Origin of the sequence: Cognatundibacterium squillarum, assembly GCF_014652435.1 — a bacterium.
Lineage (GTDB): Bacteria > Pseudomonadota > Gammaproteobacteria > Burkholderiales > Burkholderiaceae_D > Undibacterium > Undibacterium squillarum.
In genome coordinates, this window is the sequence record NZ_BMYU01000013.1 from 42,307 (window position 1) to 67,674 (window position 25,368).

At 53.9% G+C, this 25,368-nt stretch carries 20 protein-coding genes; 8 read left to right on the forward strand and 12 right to left on the reverse strand.

Going from position 1 to position 25,368, the window contains the following annotated elements:
• The first annotated feature begins 47 nt into the window (after positions 1 to 47).
• Positions 48 to 437, forward strand: a complete 390-nt coding sequence (locus tag IE092_RS18125; protein WP_189359025.1) for a hypothetical protein — start codon at positions 48 to 50, stop codon at positions 435 to 437.
• A gap of 27 nt (positions 438 to 464) precedes the next feature.
• On the opposite strand, the gene IE092_RS18130 is transcribed toward IE092_RS18125, so the two are convergent.
• The 3 genes from IE092_RS18130 to IE092_RS18140 form a co-directional block, all read right to left on the reverse strand.
• Positions 465 to 1,586, reverse strand: coding sequence for a beta-ketoacyl-ACP synthase III (locus IE092_RS18130; protein ID WP_189359027.1), 1,122 nt, complete (start codon positions 1,584 to 1,586; stop codon positions 465 to 467).
• A 240-nt stretch (positions 1,587 to 1,826) separates the two neighbouring features.
• Positions 1,827 to 2,486, reverse strand: a complete 660-nt coding sequence (locus IE092_RS18135) for a YitT family protein (protein ID WP_189359029.1) — start codon at positions 2,484 to 2,486, stop codon at positions 1,827 to 1,829.
• Between the two features lie 144 nt (positions 2,487 to 2,630).
• The gene (locus IE092_RS18140; protein ID WP_189359031.1) at positions 2,631 to 4,823 is read right to left on the reverse strand and encodes a site-specific recombinase; all 2,193 of its coding nucleotides are present in this window, start codon (positions 4,821 to 4,823) and stop codon (positions 2,631 to 2,633) included.
• Between the two features lie 410 nt (positions 4,824 to 5,233).
• Here IE092_RS18140 and IE092_RS18145 point away from each other — a divergent pair, with 410 nt between their 5' ends.
• Both IE092_RS18145 and IE092_RS18150 read left to right on the forward strand, forming a co-directional pair.
• Entirely contained in the window at positions 5,234 to 6,550 is a 1,317-nt protein-coding gene (locus IE092_RS18145) for a hemolysin family protein (protein WP_189359032.1), read from the forward strand.
• 316 nt (positions 6,551 to 6,866) lie between these two features.
• The gene (locus IE092_RS18150) at positions 6,867 to 10,490 is read left to right on the forward strand and encodes a sensor domain-containing phosphodiesterase (RefSeq protein ID WP_189359035.1); all 3,624 of its coding nucleotides are present in this window, start codon (positions 6,867 to 6,869) and stop codon (positions 10,488 to 10,490) included.
• 84 nt (positions 10,491 to 10,574) lie between these two features.
• On the opposite strand, the gene IE092_RS18155 is transcribed toward IE092_RS18150, so the two are convergent.
• Together IE092_RS18155 and IE092_RS18160 are read right to left on the reverse strand one after the other, a co-directional pair.
• Positions 10,575 to 11,699: a 6-phosphofructokinase gene (locus IE092_RS18155; RefSeq protein ID WP_189359038.1), complete on the reverse strand. Its 1,125-nt coding sequence runs from the start codon at positions 11,697 to 11,699 to the stop codon at positions 10,575 to 10,577.
• Between the two features lie 12 nt (positions 11,700 to 11,711).
• Positions 11,712 to 12,578, reverse strand: coding sequence for an MBL fold metallo-hydrolase (locus IE092_RS18160; RefSeq protein ID WP_189359040.1), 867 nt, complete (start codon positions 12,576 to 12,578; stop codon positions 11,712 to 11,714).
• A 133-nt stretch (positions 12,579 to 12,711) separates the two neighbouring features.
• Between IE092_RS18160 and IE092_RS18165 the strand changes: the two genes are divergently transcribed.
• Entirely contained in the window at positions 12,712 to 13,506 is a 795-nt protein-coding gene (locus IE092_RS18165; RefSeq protein ID WP_189359105.1) for a sulfite exporter TauE/SafE family protein, read from the forward strand.
• Between the two features lie 190 nt (positions 13,507 to 13,696).
• Here IE092_RS18165 and IE092_RS18170 read toward each other — a convergent pair whose 3' ends face one another.
• Entirely contained in the window at positions 13,697 to 14,161 is a 465-nt protein-coding gene (locus tag IE092_RS18170) for a hypothetical protein (protein ID WP_229793260.1), read from the reverse strand.
• 81 nt (positions 14,162 to 14,242) lie between these two features.
• Between IE092_RS18170 and IE092_RS18175 the strand changes: the two genes are divergently transcribed.
• Positions 14,243 to 14,899, forward strand: coding sequence for a hypothetical protein (locus tag IE092_RS18175; RefSeq protein ID WP_189359043.1), 657 nt, complete (start codon positions 14,243 to 14,245; stop codon positions 14,897 to 14,899).
• A gap of 178 nt (positions 14,900 to 15,077) precedes the next feature.
• Here the strand turns inward: IE092_RS18175 and IE092_RS18180 are convergent, their stop codons facing one another.
• From IE092_RS18180 to IE092_RS18200, 6 genes are all read right to left on the reverse strand, one after another.
• On the reverse strand, positions 15,078 to 15,632 hold the full coding sequence (locus tag IE092_RS18180) for a hypothetical protein (protein WP_189359045.1): 555 nt from the start codon (positions 15,630 to 15,632) through the stop codon (positions 15,078 to 15,080).
• Positions 15,633 to 15,852: 220 nt separating this feature from the next.
• On the reverse strand, positions 15,853 to 16,269 hold the full coding sequence (locus IE092_RS18920) for a LytR/AlgR family response regulator transcription factor (protein WP_229793261.1): 417 nt from the start codon (positions 16,267 to 16,269) through the stop codon (positions 15,853 to 15,855).
• A 135-nt stretch (positions 16,270 to 16,404) separates the two neighbouring features.
• Entirely contained in the window at positions 16,405 to 16,605 is a 201-nt protein-coding gene (locus IE092_RS18925; RefSeq protein WP_229793262.1) for a LytR/AlgR family response regulator transcription factor, read from the reverse strand.
• Complete coding sequence (locus tag IE092_RS18190; protein ID WP_189359046.1) at positions 16,602 to 17,705, reverse strand: sensor histidine kinase; 1,104 nt, start codon at positions 17,703 to 17,705, stop codon at positions 16,602 to 16,604. The genes IE092_RS18925 and IE092_RS18190 overlap by 4 nt, the downstream gene beginning before the upstream one ends.
• 147 nt (positions 17,706 to 17,852) lie before the next feature.
• A complete protein-coding gene (locus IE092_RS18195; RefSeq protein ID WP_189359048.1) occupies positions 17,853 to 19,865 on the reverse strand; it encodes a M13 family metallopeptidase in 2,013 nt (670 codons plus the stop codon).
• A gap of 452 nt (positions 19,866 to 20,317) precedes the next feature.
• Positions 20,318 to 20,653, reverse strand: coding sequence for an ArsR/SmtB family transcription factor (locus IE092_RS18200; RefSeq protein WP_189359107.1), 336 nt, complete (start codon positions 20,651 to 20,653; stop codon positions 20,318 to 20,320).
• Positions 20,654 to 20,796: 143 nt separating this feature from the next.
• Here IE092_RS18200 and IE092_RS18205 point away from each other — a divergent pair, with 143 nt between their 5' ends.
• From IE092_RS18205 to IE092_RS18215, 3 genes are read left to right on the forward strand one after another with little or no spacing between them, the layout of a single operon-like run.
• Positions 20,797 to 21,888, forward strand: coding sequence for an efflux RND transporter periplasmic adaptor subunit (locus IE092_RS18205; RefSeq protein ID WP_229793263.1), 1,092 nt, complete (start codon positions 20,797 to 20,799; stop codon positions 21,886 to 21,888).
• The gene (locus tag IE092_RS18210; protein ID WP_189359050.1) at positions 21,885 to 25,121 is read left to right on the forward strand and encodes an efflux RND transporter permease subunit; all 3,237 of its coding nucleotides are present in this window, start codon (positions 21,885 to 21,887) and stop codon (positions 25,119 to 25,121) included. Before IE092_RS18205 ends, IE092_RS18210 begins: the two co-directional genes overlap by 4 nt.
• A 1-nt stretch (position 25,122) precedes the next feature.
• Positions 25,123 to 25,332, forward strand: coding sequence for a YgaP family membrane protein (locus tag IE092_RS18215; protein WP_189359052.1), 210 nt, complete (start codon positions 25,123 to 25,125; stop codon positions 25,330 to 25,332).
• The last annotated feature ends 36 nt before the right edge of the window (positions 25,333 to 25,368 follow it).

The following is a 25,368-nucleotide window of genomic DNA, read 5'->3' on the forward strand; positions in this document are numbered from 1 at the left end:
ATTTATTTAATGATCACTGTGAGTGAAAATTCCGAAAAAATGAGAATTTGAAACAACTTTCCGCGTGGAAATCTTGCCGAAAAGAATCGAATTTGTGCACGTTTTTGCCCGACCGGATTGATGGTCGCATCAACAATACGCGCCCGGTTGTGCCGCGTATTGCGTGCTGTTGTTATGCGGTTTTCGGCAATTCAGTTTTCCTGATCGCCAGACTTTCTGCCGACGACCGCCAGGGTGCTGTGCAAAAGTCCGCATTTGAGGGATTTTCGGGCTGTTTTAACCGTTCAGATGTCGTGTGCCGGATCCGCCGCAGGAGGGACTTTGCCGTCCAGAGCCGGCGTGCAGAAAACGTCTTTTGCAGACAAAAAACAAAACCGCGCCGTAGCGCGGTTTTTTTCTGGCCGGTGCAATATCAGCCGGCGATGTGGTTTGCGTGATTCAGCGGCGTGAAGCCGCGTTGTGAATCAGCGCTTGCGCACCACAACGCAGCCGATCGAGTAACCGGCACCGAACGAGCAGATCACGCCTTGCTGGCCGCTTTGCAGATCGTCCTGATATCTGTGGAAAGCGATAATCGAACCGGCGGAAGATGTGTTCGCGTATTCGTTCAGAATGGTCGGCGATTCTTCCGGTGTCGCGTCGCGACCCAGAATCAGGCGGGCGATCAGCAGGTTCATGTTCAGGTTCGCCTGATGCAGCCAGAAACGGCTGATATCGTTCACCGCCAGACCGGCTTGCTGCACGGTAGAGGTGATCACCTCCGCCGCCATCGGGCACACATCTTTAAACACTTTGCGGCCTTGCTGACGGAACAGTTTGTCCGGCTGACCAACACCGCTTTCATCGGCGCGGTTTAAGAAGCCGAAGTTATTGCGGATATTGTTGGAGAACTGGGTTTTCAGTTTCAGACCAACGATTTCGAATTGGTGCGCAGACGTTGCCAGATCAGCGCGTTCAATCAGGATGGCGGTACAGGCATCACCGAAAATGAAGTGGCTGTCGCGGTCGCGCCAGTTCAGGTGGCCGCTGGTGATTTCCGGATTCACGACCAGTACGGCGCGCGCCTGACCGGACTGAATCGCACCGACTGCGGCCTGAATACCGAAGGTGGCGGAAGAGCAGGCGACGTTCATATCGAAGCCGTAACCATCAATGCCGAGCGCATTCTGGATTTCAACGGCCATTGCAGGATAAGCGCGCTGCATATTCGACGCGGCGCACAGCACGGCATCCACGTCGGCTGCAGTTTTACCGGCGCGTTCCAGCGCCTGACGGGCAGCGACCACGGCCATTTCGCACATGATGGATTGTTCGTCGTCCGCACGTTCCGGAATGCGCGGCACCATGCGCTTCACATCCAGTACGCCTTCTTTGTTCATCACATAACGCGACTGAATGCCGGAAGCTTTTTCGATAAAAGCAGTGCTGGAACCTTCCAGCGCAGTCAGTTCACCGGCGGCAATCGCGGCGGCATTGTCGTGGTTGTACTGTTCCACATAGGCATTGAAACAGGCAACCAGTTCTTCATTGGAAACAGATTCAGCAGGCGTGTACAGACCGGTACCACTGATAACGACTTGATTCATTGCAGGCTTTCTGTAAAGAGCGGCTGGCAGTTTGCGCTGGCAAAACACCGTCAGTCGCCATAGTGTTGGCGGGGCGTAAAAACGCGACTTCGTCGCTTCATTTTACACAGAAGCGATGACAATTCCGGCGACGGATTACCGAAATAGAGTGCTTGTTCCAAAATGGTGCGCTTGTTGTGCTGAGGGATGGTGCTGCGGAAATCCTTTCTCCCGCAGCACGAGGCTGAACCGCTGGCCGGATCAGACCGCCATATAGCGGCCGGGGCGGTGGTTCAGGCTGATCGCCAGATTCAGGGCAAATGCACCGACCACAGAAGCCGCCAGCGCCTGCCAGCCGACCACGCGGATCGACGCGAGGACGATCAGGATATCCAGTCCCATTTGCAGCTTACCGGCGCGGATGCCACGGGTTTGCTGCAGATACAGCGCCAGAATATTGATGCCGCCGAGGCTGGCCTGATGGCGGAACAGTACGATAAAGCCGACACCCATCAGCAAGCCGCCGGTCAGCGCTACATAAAACATCGCCAGCGTGTTGTCCTGACTCAGGTGAATAATTTTCGGGTGCAGGCCGGACATCAGCGAGACCAGCCCGACAGAACAAAAGGTTTTGATCGTGAATGGCCAGCCCATGCGTTTGAAGGCCAGATAGTAGAACGGTAGATTGATGATGAAGAACACCGTGCCGAAGCTGTAGCCGCTCAGATAATGCGTCAGAAATGCCAGTCCGGCGGTGCCGCCGGTCAGCAGCCCGGCCTGATTGAATAAGGCCACGCCCAGTGAAACCAGCAGCGTTCCGGTCAGAATCGCCAGCACATCTTCAAACCAGCTGTGCGGGACGAATCGGCGTGTCAGTGCTTTGGATGCAGGAGCGGCAGAGCCGGAAGTAGTGTCGGACATGGCAGCGCATTCAGTAGGAAATCACCGGATTGTACGCAGAGCGCGGGTGCTTCCCGCGTCTGTTCGCTTCACAATATGCGCTGTCTTGCGTTGCATCAAGCCTTGCGGCACAGCCAGTGACTGTGCGCAAAGCAGGAATGGCATTTACAGCAATTTCTGCTGCCGGCTGGCGGCGGCTGTATCGGTGTCACCGGGCTTCGTATCCTGCGCTGCAGTTTCTGTATTCAGTGCGGAAACACTGGCTACGATTACAGGTGCGGAGACGGTTTCCTGTTCCGGTAAAGGATCATTCGCCGCTTCCTGTAACAATACCGGTTCCTGCACTACCCAGCCCTCGGGTGCGGCACTGACGGTAACGGGTTTTTCCGGCAGGAAGAAATCACGCGCACCATGACGGAAACGCTTCCACAGCAAGCCGAGCAAAGGGCCGCCCAGACCAAAGCTGGCACGGCGTGAACGCAGTGCCACCATCAGTGCCAGACTGAAACTGACGCCCAGATTGACCAGACCAATCAGCAGCACGCCGATAAAGCTGTACAGCATGGCTTGCCACGACACCGCGTATTCCAGTCCGGTCAGCGCGAATACAAAATTCGCACTGGAGAAAGTGATATGGCGGATATCCACCGGCAGGCCGAAGAATTGCCCGAACTGGCCGATCGAACCCAGCATAATCCCGAAAAAGAAATTACCGGCCAGTGCGCCCAGATGCTGGCCGATGTAATCCGTCATGCGCTGCAGGCGCTGCTCACCAAGCAAGCTGCGTAACCAGCCCAGCTGACGCAGGCGCGCCGGAATTTGCGCGTAACTGGCTTTGTTATCGTAATAGCCGGAAATCAGACCGGACAAAAACAGACACACACCGGCAATTGCCGCATGTGGTAAGGCCATGCTGTGCAGCGGATCAAGATCATGCAGTAAGTGTTCTGCTTTTTGCGGACTGACTAAATGGTCGCCGGTAAAGCCATACCACAGCCACGCAATGATCAGCGCAGTCGGCATCGCCAGCACAATATTCCCGGCAATCGCAATCAGTTGCGAGCGGATCACGCGCACGATCAGTTCGGTCAGTTCATCCAGCTTTTGCTTACCCTGATCTATGGTGCGGGCGATGACCGCTGCCGTCATCGCAGGCTGTTTGGTTGCAATCGTGAAATGCAGAATATGCACCAGCACAAAACCGGCAGAGTAATTCAGACTGAACAGCAGCGCATAACCGAAAGGTGCCAGTGCCATCGCACCGAACAGGATTTTGATCAGCGCCATGAAGCCGACGATAAAGCCTGCGCCCATTGCGGATTTCATCATCGCCAGCCATTCTTCGCGGGTGCTGGTGACATAGTGCTCACCGCTGCGACCAGCGCGTTCGGTCACCTGCAGCGATAATAATTCCGTATTGCTCTGTACCAGCTCGCGCACACTGTGCTGACGGTTATCCGCTCTGACCAGTTCTTTGAATAAAGGCACGGCCAGTGTGATGGTGTCGCGCAGTTCACGGCTGTCGAGCAATGCCAGCAGGGTGCGCAGGCGCTGCATACTTTGCGTCAGACGTAACAGCAAGCGGGTCAGACTGACAGAAACCCCGTTCTGCGCAGCTGTTTTGCGTATGCGCTGCACGATTTCATCGCACTGGGTCAGCAAAATCACAATGTGCTGACAGTCTTCACGCTGCAACTGCGGGTTGTGAAACCAGGCGCGGTAGGTTTCAGCGTAATTATTGATTTCATCGTTCTGGCGCAGGAACGGCGACTCGAATTTTTCAATGGCCGGATAATTGCGCACCAGTTCTGCTTCCAGACCAATGGTGGTAATACGGTATGACAACACTTGTACCGCATTCAGCACTTCATCGGTCATCAGCTTGTGGGTATGGCGCACTTTCGGTAAGCGCCCGCCCAGACTGCGGATCAGGTCGGCCCAGACATCATCGGCGACACCCTGCACCCACACATAATCATCATCGCGATTAAAAATCTGTCCGAATACATCTTTCAGATATTCATCATTGATCAGTGGCGGCAGTAAGCGGTTAAATACACGCGTTGCAGCGGCGCCCCAGAAACCATCGTTCAGTGTGATGCCGGTGTCGGTCAGCAAATGCACCAGTTTGCGGCGGCACACGATCTGGGTCAGGTAGCAGCGCAGCGCATGCCGCCATGCCGGACGCTGGCGCAGTAAAAAGCACAGCGCGCGCAGATTGTCGGTGGCGCGCTGAATGTCTCTGGCTTTCGCCGGACGGATGGTGTTGACCAGTGCCTGTAAATGCGTGATGTCACTGGTTTGTGGATTTTCATGCACAGCCTGTGCGATGCAGGACAAAATATGGTCAAAGGACATGAAAACTCCTTTCTGAAGAACGGATACCGTGCATACTTGTCACGGAGGAAATGACAGGTTTCCGTGTTGTAACTGATTTTGTCAGCCTTGTCATCTAATGCTGCACAAGGCTGCCGGTTTGTTGCGGACAACAGGCGCGTTTGCTGCGCATGTCTGGTTGAAAAAATGGATAGCGGACGTCCCGACTGGCGGGGCAAAAAGGCTGCTGGTCTCAGCGCCTGAGTATGTCTGATGCATTATAGCGATGCCGCCGTGCGGGCGAATCGCCAGCCATAGTCTGATGAATTTAGCCGGAATTAGTTCCTTTTTTTGGCAAAGTATTGAAAATTAAGACTGTTTACATGCAGAAACCATGCACGTCACAGAAATTTCGTCTACAGTATCGGCGTGTTTATTCTTAAGGGAAAGCGTTGAATAATTTGTTACTGGTCGTTGCGGCATTTGCTCTGGTGCTGCTGAACGGCTTTTTCGTGGCAGCGGAATTTGGTCTGGTGAAGCTGCGCCAGACACGGGTACGCAGTCTGGCGCGCAAAACAGGTCTGCGCGGCAAACTCTTACTGACCGTACACCGCCATCTCGACACTTACTTATCTGCCTGTCAGCTTGGTATCACGCTGGCATCGCTGGGGCTGGGCTGGATCGGTGAACCGGCGTTTGCACGTTTGCTGGAACCGCTGTTTGCACTGGCCGGTGTCACCTCACAGGAACTGATACACGCGGTTTCCTTCTTCTTCGCTTTCTTTGTCATTTCGTTTTTGCACATCGTGGTCGGTGAACTTGCGCCGAAATCGATGGCGATCCGCATGCCTGAACGGGTGTCTTTGTGGACCGCGCCACCGCTGTATGCGTTTTACTGGATCATGTTCCCGGCAATCTGGGTGCTGAATGCCAGCTCCAACAAAGTGTTGCACTGGCTGGGACTGGATGCAGTACACGGCAGCGATGCACATTATTCTCAGGAAGAGCTGCGCCTGATTCTGCGCGGTGGCCATGAAACCAATGCCGGCAGTGACGAGTGGAGCCTGATGGCGCAGGCGCTGGATTTCGGCGGACTGGAAGTCTCGGATCTGATGCGCCCTATCAATGAAGTGGTGGCGATGTATAAAGGCCAGTCACTGCAGGAAAACATGGAAACTGCTGCGCGTCACCGCTTCAGCCGCTATCCGTATTTTGATGAAGATGAAAAAACCGTACTCGGTATGCTGCATCTGAAAGATTTGTTTCTGGCACAACAGGCCGGTAAGCCACTGGACGATCTGAGTCGCCATTTACGTCAGGTCGAATATGTGCCGCCAACCATGCCGGCGCTGGAATTATTCCGCCGCTTCCGTAAAGGTGCGCCGCACTTTGCGATTGTCGGCCATAAAGGCAGCAATCCGGTGGGCTTTCTGACACTGGACAACCTGCTCAGTGCACTGGTTGGGCAGATCCGTGATGAATTCCGTCAGAATGAAAACGACTGGACGCTGCTGGACGATGGCACCTTGCTGGGCAAAGGCAGTCTGCCGCTGCATACGCTGGGGATGGCGCTGGGTTTTGAACTGGATGATGACGAAGTCGAATCCATCGGTGGCCTGATCATGGAAAAGCTCGGTGAAATTCCGTCGGAAGGTCAGAAGATTTCTTTTGACCGCTTCGATGCAGTGGTGAAAAAAATGAATGGTCCGCGCATCGTGCTGGTTCGGATTCATCCTAAAGAACCGTTAGCAGACCGGCATGAGCACTGAAAGACTGGTGGAACATCTGATCAAATGAACGATTAGTGCCGGTCAAAAAACTTGTCAGAAACGCAGCCAGCGGAAACGCTGTGCTGCGTTTTTTTATTGCCCTGCGGTAAAAAATTGCGCTGCCGACAGCATGAAAGCAGTCTGACAAACCACTCAGAAACCAGAAAACGGTGCTTTAAACAACGCCGGATACAACGCCGGAATGTGAAACATCATAAGCTGCGCCGATCACCGTGTTTCCTGTCACCAATTCAGCTATATTGATAGAAGGAAAATTCTGTGCAGCACTGAACTCACTTTTGGCGGGTAAAAGCATATGGCTGGAAAAGCAGCATCAGGACAATTCAAACTCAGTTTCTGGCTGACGCTGGTGTCATTTTGCGCATTTGCGATTGCATTCGGTTTGTATGTCAGGGCTGAGAAAGAGGTGGATGACGTCAACGATAACCGCTTCGTGTCGCATGAACTGACCGATGAACTGATCCGTACATCGGAAGACCTGACCCGCTTTGCCCGCGCCTATGTCATTACCGGTGACACAGTGTACCGCCAGTATTTCAATGAAGTGATGGAGGTACGGGAAGGCAAGCGTCCGCGTCTGCCGTTTGGCGAATATGCTTTTCATGATCTGACACCGACGCTGGAATCCGGCAGTCCGGCTGCCGTGACTACGCCAAGCAGACCCCTTTTGCAATTGCTGCGTGAAGCCGGTTTGTCAGATAAAGAATACGAATTATTACTGGTCGCCAAAACCAATTCCGACATTCTGGCAAAGCTGGAAAAACAAGCAATGAATATGGCGGAAAACCCGGGGCGGAATGTCGATCTGGGACGTGAACGTGCCATACGATTGCTATTCGATCAGGAGTACCGTGTCGCCAAACTGAATATTCTGGCACCGATTGCCGAAGCGCACCGGCTGATGTCTTTTCGACTTGATCTGAAACTCGAAGAAAGTAAAAAAACCGCAAATCACATTCTGATTGCTTTTCTTTTACTTGGCATGGTGACGCTGGGCTTGTTCTGGCGCGCCTATCGCCAGTTGCAGATTATCCTTGGCGGAAATGTGGTCGATCTTCAGCAATGTCTGGCGGCGCTTGGTCGTGGTCAGTTTGATACGCCGTCACATCAACCGGACGCATCGCCTCACAGCATCATGGCGGGTATACAGGCAACCCGTCAGCAACTGGCACGGATTGATCATGAATTACGTGCTGAACTGGAAAAAAGTCATCGCATCAATCAAATGTATCTGGCGCTGGCGCAGTGCAATCAGTCTATTCTGCGCATCGAAGAAAAAGACGACCTTTTCCCGCGTATTTGTCAGGACGCTGTCATTCTGGCCGGACTGAAAGTTGCGTGGGTAGCCTTATGTGATCCGGTCAAACAGGAAATGCAGATTGTCAGCGAAAGTATCAGCGGCGTTCTGACCGGAATTAACAAGATTCCCGAAGCGGTCGTTCAGCGCCAGTTTGATTTTTATTTTCCCCATTGCTGCCGTGGCGAGACAGTCTGGTATCCGGATATTCAAGATCCGGTACAGGCTGAAGGCTGGCGTTCCCTGGCACAACAATATCACTGTGGTGCGATTGCTGCCTTGCCTTTGCAGGTAAATCATCAGGCGATTGGCAGTTTTATTGTGTGTGCTGAAAATCCGGCGGCATTTGATGAAGTGGTACGTACCTTACTGACTGAATTTGTAGTCGATGTCGGCCATGTACTGAATCGTTTTGAACTGGAAAACGAACGTCAGCATTCACTGCAGATCGAAGAACTACGCGGCTTCCTGCTTGAAAAAGTGACCGCCAGCCTGACGCTGCATCACTTCCTTGAAGAAGCTGTCAACAAAATGGAAGCGATTTTGCCGCATTGCTACTGCACCGTGATGTTGCTGGATAAAGATGGTGAGACTTTACGCGCCGGCGCTATACCGAGTCTGCCAGTGTTTTATTCAGAAGCAATTGATGGTGTCAAAGTTGGTCCCGGGGTAGGCTCTTGTGGCAATGCGATTGCCACCGGTGAGCGCACGATTGCGGAAGACCTTGCAGTGCATCCGTTCTGGCGCGACTACTGGCCGCTGGCGCAGCGTGCCGGTTTGCGCTCCTGCTGGTCTGAGCCGATTGTCTCCACTTCCGGCAAAATCTACGGCGCGTTTGCTATTTATCACGCAGATCCGCGTGCGCCTTCCGCTTTCGATTTGCAATTGCTGGAAATGGCTGCCGGGCTGGCAGCACTCGCCATCGAACACCGTCAGTCACTTGATGCGCAACACAAGCTATCGCAGGCAGTGGAACAAAGTTCGAATGCGATTCTGATTACTGACAGTGACATACAGATTGAATACGCGAATGCCAGTTACCTGCAGAATACCGGTCGTCGCTTGCAGGACATTATCGGATCGCGTCCTAGCATACTGAGTTCCGGTAAAACACCGCCTGCAACCTATCAGGAAATGTGGGATCAGTTGCGTAAAGGCGAGAGCTGGAAAGGAGAACTGATTAACCGTTACACCGATGGCACGGAACATGTGGATCTGACCCATATTTCACCGATCCGCGATGCCAAAGGTCAAGTCACGCATTTCCTTGCGATTCAGGAAGATATCACAGATAAAAAACGTAACGATGAGCGCATTCGTTATCTCGCGCATTTTGATTTACTGACGGGATTACCAAACCGCAGCCTGCTGGAAGAACGCGCCCGTGCCGCAATTAATCACGCTGAGCGTAATCAGCGCCGTCTGGCGCTGCTTTTCCTCGATCTTGATCATTTTAAAGATGTGAACGATACCCTTGGTCACAGTATCGGCGACAGTCTGCTGGTGGAAGTGGCTAACCGCCTGCGTCAGAATCTGCGCGAAGAAGATGTGCTGTCGCGTCTGGGTGGCGATGAATTTATCGTGATGCTGACCGATGTTGATGAAAAATCTACGGAGCGCATTGCGCAGAAACTGATTTCGCTGGTCAGTACATCATTTGCTATTGGCGGATATGAATTGAATGTAACGCCATCAATCGGGATTGCAGTGTACCCGGAAGATGGTGCCGATCTGGAAACCTTGTTGCGCAATGCGGATGCGGCAATGTACCGCTCCAAAACTCAGGGCAGAAATACCTTCAGTTTCTTTACCCGCGAAATGCAGGAACGTTCAGCGCGCCACCTCGAACTGGTGAACGCGCTGCGGCACGCGCTGGCAGGGCAGCAGTTCGCCCTGCATTATCAGCCGCAAATCAGCCTGACCGGTCGCAAACTGGCTGGCGCAGAAGCCTTGTTGCGCTGGACGCATCCGGTGCTGGGTGTGGTGTCTCCTGCGGAATTTATTCCGGTGGCCGAGGAAAGCGGACTGATTCTGGAAATCGGTGAATGGGTATTACGTACCGCGTTGCAACAGCTGAAAGTCTGGCGTGATCATGGCTTATCGGATTTTTGTATGGCTGTGAATTTGTCTGCAGTACAGTTCAGAAATAAGGAATTGCCTTCACTGGTGCAGCGTTTATTGGAAGAGACCGGTGTGCCGCCGGATTGTCTGGAACTGGAACTGACCGAGAGTATGGCAATGCATGATCCGGCAGCGGCGATTGCGATGATGAATCAATTGCATGCGCAGGGTGTGCGATTGTCGATTGATGATTTCGGAACCGGCTATTCGTCACTCAGTTATCTGAAGAAGTTTAAAGTATACAAATTAAAAATCGATAAATCATTTGTGCATGATGTCAGCGAAGATCCGGAAGATGAAGCCATCATCAGCGCGGTGATCAGCATGGCGCATAAACTGGAAATGATTACGATTGCGGAAGGCGTGGAAACGCCCGATCAGCTCAGTTTTCTGCAAGGGCAGGGATGTGATGAAATTCAGGGATACTTTTTCTCGCGGCCTTTACCACCGGATGCCTTCATGCGCTGGGTGGAGCATGATCTGAAAACTTATCTGCAATAATCTTCGCTGTTTATACGGAAAATAAAAAAGCGCAGACCGGCAATGGTCTGCGCTATTTTTACGTAATACCTGATCAGGAAAAGCTTATGGCTGGCCAGTAAAAATGCCGGTTTCTTTTGCCGTCATCAGCGTATCGCTGTCGGCCGGTACCGCTTTCATACGGCCTGCAACTTCTTCCAGCGGTACGTAATTCACATTCGGAAATGCCAGTGCCACCATCATGCCGGACTGGCCTTCCGCCAGCGCACGTACCGCAGCAGCGCCGAAGCGCAGCGCGGAAACGCGGTCAAATGCACTCGGGCTGCCGCCGCGCAGTAAATGGCCCAGCACCACGGCGCGCGCTTCTTTACCGGTCAGCGTTTCCAGTTCAGCCGCCAGATGTGCCGCCACCCCGCCCAGCCTTTCCACATAACCCTGACCAGCAGCAGCCTGCACATGCAGCGCTTGTCCGGCAGCATGTGCGCCTTCTGCCACCATCACAATCGAATAATGGTGGCCTTGCTGGTCGCGTTCACGCAGAAAGGCAGCCAGTGCTGCCGTATCGTAAGGAATTTCCGGAATCAGAATTGCATGAGCACCGCTGGCTAAGCCGCTGTGCAGCGCAATCCAGCCTGCATAACGTCCCATCACTTCCACCACCATAATGCGCTGATGGCTGGCTGCGGTGCTGTGTAAGCGGTCCACGCATTCCGTCGCAAACGAAACCGCCGTATCAAAGCCAAATGTAGTAAAGGTTTTATCCAGATCGTTGTCGATGGTTTTCGGCACGCCGATCACGTTTAATCCCTGCTGATGCAGGGCATGGGCAATCGTCAGTGTTCCGTCGCCACCGATACAGATCAGCGCATCAATGCCGCGTGCGCGCAATGCCGCATGAATATCGGCGCTGCGGTCGGTTTCCTGCACGCTGCCGTCCGGCATGGTGGTCGGATAATGCAAAGGATTACCGTGATTGGTGGTGCCGAGGATGGTGCCGCCGGTGGCGCTGATGTGTTCAGTCATCGCCGGTGTCAGCGTGATAATGCCATCGGTGGGATAACGGTCAGGACGCAGTATGCCGTTAAAGCCCTCGCGTATGCCGTAGCATTCCCAGCCGAGACGGGTGGCAGACATCACCACTGCATGAATCACTGCATTCAGGCCGGGCGCGTCACCGCCGCCGGTACTGATTGCAATTTTACGGCGTGCTGTGGATTGAGCTGCTGACATAAATATTCTTCTTCAGAAAAAATTGAGCGGGATTTTCAGGTAGTGTACGCCATTCTCCGCGGCCGGTGGAAAATGTCCGGCGCGGATATTCACCTGCACCGATGGCAGTATCAGTTGCGGCATGTCCAGCGTTGCATCGCGCTGGCTGCGCATCACCACAAAGTCTTCTTCGCTGATACCGTCATGCACATGAATATTGCCGGCGCGCTGATCTGCCACCGTCGTGACGAGGCAAGGGCTGCGGCCGGAACCAGCCGGCGGGTAATCGTGGCACAGGAATAAGCGTGTCGCGGCAGGCAGTGCCAGCAGCTTGTGTACCGACTGATACAAAGCGCGTGCATCGCCGCCGGGGAAATCGCAGCGCGCTGTTCCCACATCCGGCATAAACATAGTGTCACCGACAAACACCGCATCACCGATCTGATACGCCATATCTGCAGGTGTGTGGCCGGGAACGGCAATTGCGGTGAAATGCAGCGCGCCCAGCGGCAGCGTTTCGCCATCGTGCAGCAAATGATCAAACTGTGAACCGTCGCACACAAAATCCGCTTCCAGATCAAAAGCTTTGCGGAAAACCTGTTGCACACCGGCGATACCGGCACCAATCACTGTCTTGCCGCCCGCCTGCTGTTGCAGGTAGACTGCCGCCGATAAATGATCGGCATGGGCATGGGTTTCCATAATCCAGTCCAGTGTCAGCTGATGTTCACGCAGCGCCGCCAGTACCTTGTCGGCATTCTGATGGCGGGTGCGGCCGGATTTCGGATCGTAATCCAGCACCGGATCAATCACCGCCGCACGGCCACCCGGCTGGTCAAACACCAGATGCGTGCCGGTGCCGGTGGCAGGATCAAAAAAGCTGAGGATCTGTGCATTCATCATTGCTTCCCGGTAAGTTGAATGACTATCATCATAGCAAGAAAGCGGCGGCAAACACTGTGACCGCCGTCACAGACCGCGCACAAAACCGGCATTAGGATGGCGGCTGCAAACGCAAGGAGACAACATGGCAATACTGATGGCGGCACTGACCGGCTTACTGATCGGCAGCGTGATGGGGCTGACCGGTGCCGGTGGCGGCATACTGGCCGTACCCGCGCTGGTGTACGGGCAGGGCTGGAGCATGCAACAGGCGATGCCGGTGGCTTTGCTGGCGGTAACTGCCGGTGCCGTGGCCGGTGCAGCTGAAGGCTTTTCCAAAGGATTAGTGCGTTACCGCGCCGCGATGCTGATGGCTGCGGCCGCGATGATTCCGACCTGGACCGGCGTCTGGCTGGCCGGACAATTGCCGCAATCCACGCTGATGCTGCTGTTTGCTGCGATCCTGATTGGCGTAGCGCTGCGCCTGTGGCGACAACTCAGTCAGCCTGCCTGCGACGAAGAGCAGCGTGCACTCGCCACCATCAACAGCGCAACCGGCCGCTTTGTCTGGAACTGGAAAACCGGCGGCCTGATGGCAGGCATCGGCAGTCTGGCCGGTCTGATGACGGGCTTACTCGGTGTTGGCGGCGGCTTCATCATCGTCCCTATGCTGCGCCACTTCACCAATCTGACCATCCACGGCGCGATTGCCACATCCTTATTTTTTATTGCGATGGTCGGCACACTCGGCGTCGGTTCCGCGCTGGCACACGGCGCCAGCCTGCCGCTGGCATTTTCCGGCGGCTTCGTCATCGCCACCATCGCCGGCATGCTGGCCGGCCGCCGCCTAGTCCACCACCTGCCCGCCCGCCGCGTACAACAAGGCTTCGCACTGATGTTAAGCCTCGTCGCCCTCAGCCTGTGCTGGCGTGCCTTTGGCTCCTGAACCTTCACCGTCATTGCGCAGACACTGAAAAAACGCTGAAAACACCTCAAATGCGGAGTTCAGCACAGCGATCCGGCGGTTGTCGGCAGAAAGTCTGGTTCTCCGGAAATGACGGATGCGGAGAGTTGCATAGTCGGTGAGCCTATTTCTGGTGATGGATGCCGATTCACTGTACAAGGGACAGCCGACTTTATTTTGCGTGAGCCAGATCCTGAGCAATCAGTAATTCTATTTGCTTCATTTTTTTCAGTTGATGCTTGTAATCTGCGATTTCAATGCGCTCGCAAACTGGTACAGAGTCTGATTGCACTCTGTCGAGTTCGATTTTGACGAGATAGGCGCCATCAACCAGAACTAAATAGATATCCTCGTCTTGCTCAGGAGTCCAGTTCAAGGTAAATGCGTGAGCGGTTGAGTGCCCTTGTTCTTCCAGTGCACTTTTCAGTCGTGAAGGTGATTGGAAGAATGTATTTGATTTCAGAAGTTGCTCGCGAATATCGAGTTCTGTTTTGCTTTTAATGAGCTTCATAAATGAATCCGGATGACTATCTGATAGTGCGAACGTGGAAAGTTTATTGTTGCGCCGACATATTTTTTCTTGCGATGAAGGATGCAAATCAAAAAGCGCGCTTTTTGAGCCGAGGCGATGCTTCATCCTGCCTGATATAGCAAAGATGAGAAATCAATTCCTCATGAATGGTAGGATGCATAACAGTCAGAATTGAAAGAGCATTCGATGAAATACTTGGTACAAATTTTCGCGATATTAGCATTGTCCGCTTGTGGCACGATGATCGCCAAAGTCGCTGATTTTGATCTTGAGGGAACACTCACTATACGAAATCAGTCTTCTGAACCGGTTGAAAAAATCGTACTGTCGAAAACCTTCAAAGATCCGAGGAAAATATCTCCGTACGCAGATCTGTTCTGTGACGGGCAGTTGATGAGTGCGAATTTCAGTATTAATTCTGACTTCATTCGCATGAATTTTTACAACAAATCAAATGGTCAAATAAAGCTCCGCTTCGATGAGGCGGAACTCAGGAGTAATTTCCAGCCAAAAGGGGTTAAGTTGAAAGTTTATAGCTCAGTCATTGCTGCTGACACACGTTACTCGGATACCGTGACTAAGGGCGTCGTAAAAAATGCGCCTGCGCTGATATTAGATTCTCATCAGAAAAGCACTATTTCAATGTCGCCCGATTTCTCCGGTGTTTTTCCAAATAAGAAAATATTCAATATCAGGCTTGATGAAAACGAACGTTACTATCTCGATAATTTAACACCATCAAATCTTGAGTTGAGCATTCCGATCGAGTATGAAGGGCGAAGTGAAATATTGATTTTAAATTTTTCACCGACTTCAATAAACTCGCGCCAGTCATACCGTTAATTCAGTATTCTTCCATTGCACTGCGAAATCGTATCAATCTATCGGACCTGATCCTGAACTATCGACAGCATAGTGGATGTCTGTAAGCTGAAGCTTCCGGAAGTTATCGCAAGCTTCCCGCCCTCATAGTCTGATCGGATGAGGGTGAACGCTGAGATGTACTTTTTGAAATTGAAAATCACGGATCGCCATCGTCAGTTTGAATAGCGCTTTGACATTGCACCTCTAAATCGCTGACATCAATACACCTTACCAGCACATACCGCTTGCTCAGCAAAAACCGGTTAGGCCGGCGCATCAGCGCTGACCAGTGCCAGTTCCGGCTGCCTTGCGGGTTGACCGTCACTTCCCACGCCTGATTTTTTTCGTAGTACAGCCGCCAGTTACGCGCCTGCGGGGTTTCATCGTCCCGCGGTTTGCAGATCACATGGAAGCTAAATTGCAAAGTATTTGCGCTGATTCGCTGTACTTTATCGACAAAGCCAAAGCTGTCCGGCAGCGTCAGCTGATCGAGCAGGGTGTTGCTTCTGAACAGATACAGCCAGTGGTTGCAGCCGTCGAAGTAATCATAGTGGGTGGCGATCAGGGTCAGTTCGCCGAAGTCCTGCTGAAAACTGATGGCCTCGCCATTGACCACAGCAATTGGCTGGCCTTGTGCATTCAGCAGTTTGCTTTGGTATTCGCTGTGGCTGCGCAAGCTGTAGCGCGGCGGCCGGTTTTCGTCGGTGATCATCGCTGGCAGGGTTGATGTGTTGCTGCGATTGTAAGTCGCCGGACGGTAAAAAACAGCCTGAAAACACCTCAAATGCGGAGTTCAGCACAACGATCCGGCGGTCGTCGGCAGAAAGTCTGGTTGTTGGGAAATGACAGATGCGGAGTCTGGCATAGTGGTAACTGATACCGACGGAGAATCCTGGTACGGTTCCGATGACGCTGATTCTTTTCGCTATGACTCAGAGGCTCAGCAGGTTTTTGAGTTCTGTTGCCTGTCTGCGCGATACTTCGATGCGCTTTCCGTCACTCATGGTGATCATATAACCGTCACGGATGGATTCCTCTATGCAACTGATTTCCCGCAAATTAATCAGGTGCTGGCGGCTGGCGCGAAAGAACAGGCTGACGGGTAATCGTTCTTGTATGCTTTGCATACTCTTTTTGACATAGGCATGCTGATCACCAAAAAAGAGTTGCACATAGTTTTTGCAGCTTTCGATATAACGTATTGCGATCAGATCGATCAGATGACAACGGTCACCGTCTTTAACAAAAATTTTGCTGCCGGTTTCTAAGGGCGGTAGTGCAGGCTGTTTCGCATCGTCGCAGGAGGGCAGCTCGTCGTGCAGCGAAACATCACTTTGTGTACCTTGCACCAGTTTCGCAATAGCGGCATCCAGGCGTATCTGCGCGATTGGCTTCAGCAGATAATCGACAGTATTAAAATCAAAGGAGCGTATGGCGTACTCCGAATAAGCCGTGGTGAAAATGATTTTGGGTAAGTAGTCGAGTTACTCCAGCAATGAAAAGCAGGTACCGCCGGGCATGTGAATATCCAGAAATAACAGTTCGGGTCTTTCAGCATCGATGATTTCTCTGGCACGCTGAATATTTTCTGCCTGACCAATCAGTGTAATATCTGAATACTGACTTAACATTCGTATCAAGCCTTCACGCGCCAGTCGCGAATCTTCCACAACAATCGCTCTCATTGTCTGATCTCCTTCGGTATCTGCAACAGCACTGCAAATGCGGGTTTTTCCGGCGGGGTTTCCTGTACGTGTACGCTCAGCACTGCTTTGCTGCCGTACAGCAGCGTGATACGTTTGCGTATATTTTCCAGACCGATACCCAGTGTGGCCGCTGGTTTGTCGTTACTATAGCCGGCGGGCAGATCATTGCTGATGGTAAATATCAGGGAGTCCGCCTGTTCATTTGCGTGCAGCGACAATAAACCGCCTTCCGGTATCTGTTCAATACCGTGTTTGATCGCATTTTCAATCAGCATCTGCAAGATCATGGGAGGCAGTAAGCATGGGTACAGGCTGGTGCTGACGCTGATCCGTAGCTGCAGACGTTCTTCCATCTGAATTTTCATAAGCGCTAAATAGCGTTCAATGATATTCAGTTCTTCCTGCAGGCCGACTTTGTCGCGATGACTGCTGGCAAGTGAGTAACGCAGAATCTCCGACAGGGCGAGCACCATTTCATCGGCATTCCGCGTATTTTCATGCATCATGAAGCGGATATTATTGAGCGCATTGAACAGGAAATGCGGGTTCAGCTGATTCGATAAACTACTCAGCTGCGCTTCTTTCAGCGTGTTTTGCAGACGCAGATTCCGCAGTTCTGTGTCTTTAATCCGGCGTGCACTGGTCACACTGATGTAGATGAAAATCCAGATACAGATGAATAACTGGGCTTGCAGTGCGCCGCCAGTCAGCATGCGTAAGGATAAGCCGGCGCTGGCGGCTGACGGATCGTGCCCGGCGGGGCCAATCCAAAGCATCAGGCTGGAAAACAGTGCCACACTCACAACCACCAGCACAGCTGTCAGGCTGCCATAGGCAATCGACAAAGAAACCAGTTTCGCCATGGCCAGTTGTTGCCAGTCCCGGGTCAGGAACAGGTAGCGGAAGCCAAGTACTGCGGCGCTGTAGGGCAGACACCAGATCAGGCTGGAGATTACATTGGTCAGTGACAATTCGCCCCAGAACTGAAATGTCAGTAGCGTGATGATGACAATGGCAATTACTGCGACGGCATGAAAACGCCAGAACCACTGGTCGCGCGGAAAAAAAGAGTGAGTCATAGAAAGCCGGGGGAAGTGCTGACGGACGCGGCTTAACATACCGGTGCCGGCACCGTATGGCAAGCAGCCGTTGAGAGAAATGCAGTGCAGACGTAATCCTGTGTTTGCCATCCTGACCTGCGCAGACACAGGATCTTCGCTGCGGCATTACCAGATGCGTATGCGCTCCGTTGGCGGTTTGTACATGGCATCACCTGCGCCGGTGCCAAATGCCTGATGAAAGCCATCCAGGTGAATAATGCTGCCATTAATGCGGAAAATATCCGGTGCATGCGGATCGGTTTTTAACCATTGCGTCGCGACTTCCGGCCTGAATTTACTGCGTCGGCTTTGTGCATAACTGAGAAAAAACCGTTGCTCGCCGGTCAAACCGCCGGTCAGTCCGGATGGTTTGCCCTGCAAGGTTTTTTGATACGCCTGAAATGCAATATGCAAGCCGGACAAATCCGCCATGTTCTCCGCCAGTGTCAGTGCGCCATCGACTTTGTGTCCCGGCAGTAATTCGTAGGCATTAAATTGCTTGACCAGTTCATTGGCCATTCGTTCGAAAGTCTCCCGGTCACTGTCTGTCCACCAGTTACGTAAGCGGCCGTCTCCGTCAAACTGACTTCCCATCGTGTCAAAACCATGACTGATTTCATGTGCAATGGTGGCACCGATGGCGCCATAGTTGACTGCATCGTCGGCCTGCGCAGAGAAATACGGTTCCTGTAAATGCGCTGCCGGAAATTCCAGATCATTGCGTAAGGGATTGTATTGCGCATTCACCGTTTGCGGCAGCATATCCCAGTCGCGGTTATCCGCTTTTTTTCCTGCTCTCGCGGCATTATGTAACCAGTTAAACTGTGCAGCGCGATGGCGATTTCCGAGCGCATCTCCCGCAATAATCCGGAGTGCTGTGTAATCCCGCCAGCTATCGGGATAACCCACTTTACTGACGTACTTATCCAGTTTATCCAGCGCCTGTTGTTTGGTGGGCGCAGACATCCAGCTGACATTCAGTATCGCTTCGCGGTAAGTCGCTAACAGGTTATTCACCATAGCCTGTACGCGCTGCTTTTGTTCAGCAGGGAAATACCGTTCCGCGTACAAACGTCCTACCGCTTCACCCAGCATCAGATTCAATTCTGCAATCGCTTTCTGTTCACGAGGGGTTTCTGTCTGCAGGCCTTTCAGCGTTTTTCCATAGAAAGTAAAGCGGGCAGCGCGAAATGCGTATGGCAATACCGGAACTGCCTCGTGCACACTCTGCAGTTTGAAGTAGGCTTTCCAATCGGATAAGGGCAGCTCTGCATACAATCCCGCAATAGCACTGATGGCACCCGGCTGCAAATTACTGAATACTTCCTGATGCGCTAACTGCGCGCCCGCAAAAAATGCCTGCCAGTCAAAATCCGGTGCGGTTTGTTGTAACTGGCGGATACTCATACTCGCCATCCGGCCCGGATCGCGGCTCATCGCCGGCGACCAGTGTGCTTGTGCAATCCGGGTTTCTACGCGTAAGGCTGCATCGGCCAGTTGCTGTGGTGACGGTTCACCTGCAAGACTGGCCAGTTGCCGTAAATAGTCACGGTATGCGCTGATGATTGCAGTGTTCTTTGGATTTTCAGCGGACAAATAGAAACTGCGGTCGGGTAAACCCAGCCCACCCTGGGACAGCATGGCGCGATTGGTTCCGGGATCTTGTAAGCCGGGCATCACAAAAGGTATAAACACCGGTGTTTCTATGCGGCCTTGCATCTCGCCCTGCAATTTTGCCAGTGCTTGCATATTTTGCACAGCATCAATTTTTTCTAATACCGGTTGCAATGGTGCGATACCACGTTTCTCTATCTCTGCAGTATCCATGTAACTCTGGAAATAACCCAGCACTCTGGCGCTGACGATACGCTGCTGCCCGCTACCGGCAGATGGCGCTTTGCTGAGTTCATCGAGAATGCGGAGTATTCTCTGATTGGTGATTGCGGGCAGATCGGCACCGAATACATAGGATTTATCCGGAGGAATTTCCGTGCCGGACAACCACGCACCGTTGGCCGCCTGATAGAAATTGTCCTGATAGCGGACCGGTATCTGAGGATTGTGACCCGCGTCGTTTGCCAGTGCATTGTGGGAGTTGAGTGCCATTGTAAGCACGGTCAGAAGTATAAGAGATCGCATGATTTTCCTTTTCGTCGCCGGCCGCTGAATGCGCCGGCGTACGTGCATTATTTTGTGCCGCAGCCGGTGTAAGGAAAAAAGGTGCCGAATGGCGTAAGGCGGGGATAAGCGGATAAAAACCGCCATTCGCGGCAGGCTGCCCGCGCATCGCACCAACACAATTGCGCCTGATTTTCCGTTTTTCTGCTGCAGGTACTGAAAACATACCGAAAACACATCAAATGCGGATTTCAGCACAACGATCCGGCGGTCGTCGGCAGAAAGTCTGGCTGTCCGGAAATGACAGATGCGGAGTTCTGCACAGCGGGCGTGCGGTGGCGGGCTGGTCTGACTGGCGGAAAGCCTGCCTGTAACGTGGCGGAGCAGTGCAGCGAAGCAGCGGCGCAGTGTGGAACCGCCAGCAGCAGGCGGTTTTTTTTGCGGGTGAGGATTTTGAATAAGCGCGGCGGCGCTTATTCCTGACGGAAGCTTTGTGCGAGGGCGGCCTGGGCTTCGAGCTGGCGCATCACGTTGCCGCAGACTAAATCACAGAGCGCATAAATCGACGGGTCGGCGATGCGGTAAATCGCAGTGGTGCCGCGGCTTTCGCGTGCCACAAAGCCGTGTTTGGCCAGCGTGGATAAATGGCGCGAGACATTCGCCTGCGAGCACTGGCAGCGTTCTGCCAGTTCACCGACATTCAGTTCGCCGTCACGCAGACAATTCAGTATGCGTAAGCGGTTGGGTTCCGACAGAGCGGAAAAATACTGCGCGACCTGAGTCAGCGCTTGTTCGGATAAACCTTGCATCACAAAACACGCGGGGGCTGGAAAGTTCACATCATACCTTTTTACGGCGCTGCGCTGCCAATTGAAAATTACTATTTGCGTACATACGCAAATAAGGATACTATGTCTCCATCAAAAATCAATTGGTTTTCGTCCGGAGAGTGATGATGCAATTCGCAAAGATGTTCAGAGTGGTGTTACCCGGTTTGCTGGCAGCGGCGTGCAGCGTGTCTGTGATGGCGGCAGAAGCAGCCGCTCCGGCGCTGAAAACCGTGCAGGCGCGCAGCACCGGCGCTGCCGGTCAGGCGCAGGCGGATGCGGTGGTGGAAGCGGTGCGCCAGACCCAGATTTCGGCGCAGGTAGCCGGGGCGATTACGGAGATTCTGGTGCGTCCGGGTGACAGCGTGAAAGCAGGGCAGGTGCTGGTGCGGCTGGACGCGCGCGCGGCGCAGCAGCAGGCGAATGCAAGTCAGGCGCAGGCAGAGGCGGCAAATGCCAGTCTGGCGGTAGCAGAAAAAGACTGGCAGCGCAGTCAGCAATTAGCAGCGCAGCATTTTATTTCGGCAGCGCAATTGGATAAGGCGCGTGCGCAGTATCTGGCGGCAGCGGCGGAAACCCGCGCACAGATCGCCGCCGCCGGTGCGGTGCGTACCCAGTCCGGCTTTTATACGCTGACCGCGCCGTACAGCGGCGTGGTGTCTGACGTACCTGCCATGCCCGGCGATATGGCGATGCCCGGCAAACCTTTGCTGACCATGTATGAACCCGGCGCCTTGCGCGTGACAGCGATGATTCCTGAACAGCAGGCGGCACGTCTGCGCAAAGACGGTGCTTTGCAGGTCAGCTGGCAGCAAAGCGGTGTGCAGCCTGCCACCCTGAATCTGACGCAGTTCACCGTGTTACCGGCTGCCGATCCGGCCAGCCACAGCATACAAATCCGCGCTGCTTTGCCGAACACCGTACAGGGTTTGCGTCCCGGCATGTTTGCCCGTTTATCGCTGGCTCTGGACAACGGGAATGCGCAGAATGCGCAGAGTACGCCGGCACGGATACTGGTGCCGCGCAGCGCGGTGATCCGCCGTGCGGAACTGAGTGCGGTGTATGTGGTGCAGGGTTCGAAAATTCTGTTGCGTCAGGTGCGTACCGGTCAGGTGCAGGGCGAAGAGATAGAAATTCTGAGCGGCGTGAATGCCGGTGAATTGCTGGCAGCAGAACCGCAGCAGGCAGCACGTCTGAGCAGCGGAGGCAAACCATGAGTCGTACTGACGGCATTTCCGGCCGCATCGCGGCGTATTTTCAGCAGGCGCAAATCACGCCTTTGCTGGCGCTGGTCGCATTTTTACTCGGCCTGTTTGCCATTCTGGTCACACCACGCGAAGAAGAGCCGCAAATCAATGTGACGATGGCAAATGTGATGGTGGCGCTGCCCGGCGCATCAGCCAAAGATGTCGAGCAAATGGTGGCAACACCGGCGGAGCAAGTATTGTCGCAAATGGCGGGCGTTGAGCATGTGTATTCGGTGGCGCGTCCGGGTCAGGCGATTCTGACTGTGCAGTTTGCGGTGGGTGTGCCGCGCACCGAAGCGCTGGTGCGTTTGTACGACGCGGTCAACAGCCATGCCGACTGGCTGCCGCCATCGCTGGGTGCGTTGCCGCCGCTGATCAAACCAAAAGGTATTGAAGATGTGCCGGTGCTGGCGTGGACGCTGTGGAGCAAAGATGCGGAGCAGGGTGCAGCGCAGTTGCAGGCGGTGGCACACAGTCTGGAAGCCGATCTGAAACGGGTGGCCGGTACGCGTGAAATTCTGACCACCGGTGCGCCGGGTCGCATGATACGGATAGAACCGGATACTGCCCGCATGGCAACGGTACAACTGAGCCTGAACGAATTACAACGTGCTTTACAGGCGGCAGGCGGCAGTCTGCCTGCGGGGAATCTGCTCAGCCATAATCAGCAAATTCAGCTGGATGCCGGTGGCTGGCTGCGCGATGCGCGTGAAGTGGAGCAACTGATGGTGGCGGTGCGTCAGAACCGTCCGGTGTATCTGCACGATGTCGCCAGCGTGACCGATGGCAGTGCGATTCCGGGACAGTATGTCTGGCATGGTGTGACTAACAATGGTGCTGCCGGTGCGGAATATCCGGCGATCACGATGTCTGTCACCAAAAAAGCCGGACAGAATGCGGTGGAAGTCGCCAGTGCCGTCAAAGCGCGGCTGGAATTGTTGCGCAATACCGTACTGCCCGCCGGTGTGGAACTGAGTATCACCCGCGATTACGGCCAGACCGCCGATGAAAAAGCCAGCAAGCTGATGCAGAAGCTGCTGTTCGCGACTTTGTCCGTGGTGGCGCTGGTGTTCTTTGCGCTCGGCAAACGCGAAGCCGCGATTGTCGGTGCCGCAGTATTGCTGACGCTGACTGCGACTTTGTTTGCTTCGTGGGCATGGGGCTTTACGCTGAACCGCGTCTCGCTGTTCGCGCTGATTTTTTCGATCGGGATTCTGGTCGATGATGCGATTGTGGTGGTCGAAAATATTCACCGTCATCAGGCTTTATTTCCCCAGCGCACGCTGACGGAAATCATTCCCGGTGCGGTGGCGGAGGTCGGCGGCCCGACTATTCTGGCAACCCTGACCGTGATTGCTGCACTGCTGCCGATGGCCTTCGTGACCGGTCTGATGGGGCCGTACATGAGCCCGATTCCGATCAATGCCAGCATGGGTATGCTGCTGAGTCTGGCGATTGCCTTTGTGATGACGCCGTGGTTGTCGCGTTTATGGATGAAATCTTCACATGCGCAGGGCGAAGCACATGGTGAACACGGTGAGCATGGTTCTGCCATACAAGGCTCGGCGCTGGCACGCCGTTTCGAACAATTCTTCCGCCGTTTTCTCGATCCGCTGCACGGTGCAAAACGCCGTATGCAACTAAGCTTGCTGGTGCTGGCGCTGATTCTGGTGTCGGTGGCCTTGCCGGTGATTGGCTGGGTGCAGCTGAAGATGCTGCCTTTCGATAATAAATCTGAGTTTCAGCTGGTGCTGGATATGCCCGCCGGTACGCCGCTGGAAAAAACAGCAGGTGTGCTGCGCGAACTCGGTGCTTATCTGCAAACCGTGCCGGAAGTGCAGGATTATCAGGCTTATGCCGGTACTTCCGCACCGATCAGTTTTAACGGTCTGGTGCGTCAGTACTATCTGCGTCAGGGCAGTGAGCAGGGTGATATTCAGGTCAATCTGGTCGATAAACATCACCGCAAAGAACAAAGCCATGCGATTGCAATGCGCGTGCGTCCGGCGCTGCAGGCGATTGTTAAACCTTATGGTGCCAGTCTGAAAGTGGTGGAAGTGCCGCCCGGCCCGCCGGTGATGGCACCGCTGGTGGCAGAAATTTACGGGCCGGATGATGAAGGCCGCCGTCAGGCAGCAGCACAGGTACGCAAGGTGTTTGAACAAACCAGCGGCATCGTCGATACCGACAGCAGCGCGCAGGCCGACAGTCCGCGCTGGTGGCTGCGGGTGGATCGCAGCAAGGCAGCAGCGGCCGGTGTCAGCCAACAGGAAATCGTGCAAGTGCTGAATACCGCGATGGCGGGTAATGCGGCCGGTTATCTGCATGATCAGAGCAAATATCCGGTGCCGCTGTGGCTGCAATTGCCTGCCGATCAGATGGGTTCGCTGGATGCTGCGCTGGCGCTGGGTGTGCGTAATGCTGCCGGACAATGGATAGCGCTGCGTGAACTGGTGCAGGTGGAGCGCAGTCAGCGCGACCAAGTGCTGTACCACAAAGACGGTTTGCCGGTGGTGTATGTGATGGCGGACATGGCAGGGCGTATCGACAGCCCGCTGTACGGCATGTTCGGTATGCGCAGCGCGCTGACGCAATTGCAAATGCCGGACGGTGGCAAGCTGCAGGAATATTTCATCCAAGCGCCAGCCGATCCTTACCGTGGCTACAGCCTGAAATGGGATGGTGAATGGCAGGTGACTTACGAAACCTTCCGCGATATGGGCGCGGCCTATGCGGTTGGTCTGGTGCTGATTTATCTGCTGGTAGTGGCGCAGTTCGGTTCTTACCTGACACCCTTAATCATCATGGCACCGATTCCGCTGACGATTATCGGCGTGATGCCGGGTCATGCACTGCTCGGTGCGCAATACACCGCAACTTCCATGATAGGCATGATCGCACTGGCCGGCATCATCGTGCGTAACTCGATTCTGCTGGTGGATTTTATTCAGGTGCAGGTGGCGCAGGGTATCGCGTTTGCGGATGCAGTGGTTGGTGCGGCGATTACCCGTGCCCAGCCGATTATTCTGACCGGCGCAGCAGCCATGCTGGGTGCCTTCTTTATTCTTGATGATCCGATTTTTAACGGTCTGGCAATTTCGCTGATTTTCGGGATTTTTGTATCGACTTTATTAACCCTGGTGGTGATTCCGCTGTTGTATTTCAGCGCCTACCGCCGCCAGTACGCAACGCAGGGAGAGTGAGATGAGTAGCTGGCAAATTGTACGTATCGTGGCAGGGATGTTTATTCTGCTGAGTCTGGCGCTGGGCTGGCAGGGCAGTCCGCTGTTTCAGAGTGAATGGTGGCTGGCATTCACGGTATTTGTCGGACTGAATCTGTGGCAAAGCGGCTTTACCCGCTGGTGCCTGATGGAAACGCTGTTGCGTAAAGCCGGTATCCGTTCCGGCTGCTGAGGCATTCCGGCGTCACCGGCATGTCTGTGACGTGTG

What these genes read in the sequence shown, in the direction of transcription:
- IE092_RS18130 (WP_189359027.1), bottom strand. Translation starts at nt 1,586, where the DNA reads ATGAATCAAGTCGTTATCAGTGGTACCGGTCTGTACACGCCTGCTGAA.
- IE092_RS18135 (WP_189359029.1), bottom strand. Translation starts at nt 2,486, where the DNA reads ATGTCCGACACTACTTCCGGCTCTGCCGCTCCTGCATCCAAAGCACTG.
- IE092_RS18140 (WP_189359031.1), bottom strand. Translation starts at nt 4,823, where the DNA reads ATGTCCTTTGACCATATTTTGTCCTGCATCGCACAGGCTGTGCATGAA.
- IE092_RS18150 (WP_189359035.1), top strand. Translation starts at nt 6,867, where the DNA reads ATGGCTGGAAAAGCAGCATCAGGACAATTCAAACTCAGTTTCTGGCTG.
- IE092_RS18155 (WP_189359038.1), bottom strand. Translation starts at nt 11,699, where the DNA reads ATGTCAGCAGCTCAATCCACAGCACGCCGTAAAATTGCAATCAGTACC.
- IE092_RS18160 (WP_189359040.1), bottom strand. Translation starts at nt 12,578, where the DNA reads ATGAATGCACAGATCCTCAGCTTTTTTGATCCTGCCACCGGCACCGGC.
- IE092_RS18170 (WP_229793260.1), bottom strand. Translation starts at nt 14,161, where the DNA reads ATGAAGCATCGCCTCGGCTCAAAAAGCGCGCTTTTTGATTTGCATCCT.
- IE092_RS18175 (WP_189359043.1), top strand. Translation starts at nt 14,243, where the DNA reads ATGAAATACTTGGTACAAATTTTCGCGATATTAGCATTGTCCGCTTGT.
- IE092_RS18180 (WP_189359045.1), bottom strand. Translation starts at nt 15,632, where the DNA reads ATGATCACCGACGAAAACCGGCCGCCGCGCTACAGCTTGCGCAGCCAC.
- IE092_RS18925 (WP_229793262.1), bottom strand. Translation starts at nt 16,605, where the DNA reads ATGAGAGCGATTGTTGTGGAAGATTCGCGACTGGCGCGTGAAGGCTTG.
- IE092_RS18190 (WP_189359046.1), bottom strand. Translation starts at nt 17,705, where the DNA reads ATGACTCACTCTTTTTTTCCGCGCGACCAGTGGTTCTGGCGTTTTCAT.
- IE092_RS18195 (WP_189359048.1), bottom strand. Translation starts at nt 19,865, where the DNA reads ATGCGATCTCTTATACTTCTGACCGTGCTTACAATGGCACTCAACTCC.
- IE092_RS18200 (WP_189359107.1), bottom strand. Translation starts at nt 20,653, where the DNA reads ATGCAAGGTTTATCCGAACAAGCGCTGACTCAGGTCGCGCAGTATTTT.
- IE092_RS18205 (WP_229793263.1), top strand. Translation starts at nt 20,797, where the DNA reads ATGATGCAATTCGCAAAGATGTTCAGAGTGGTGTTACCCGGTTTGCTG.
- IE092_RS18210 (WP_189359050.1), top strand. Translation starts at nt 21,885, where the DNA reads ATGAGTCGTACTGACGGCATTTCCGGCCGCATCGCGGCGTATTTTCAG.
- IE092_RS18215 (WP_189359052.1), top strand. Translation starts at nt 25,123, where the DNA reads ATGAGTAGCTGGCAAATTGTACGTATCGTGGCAGGGATGTTTATTCTG.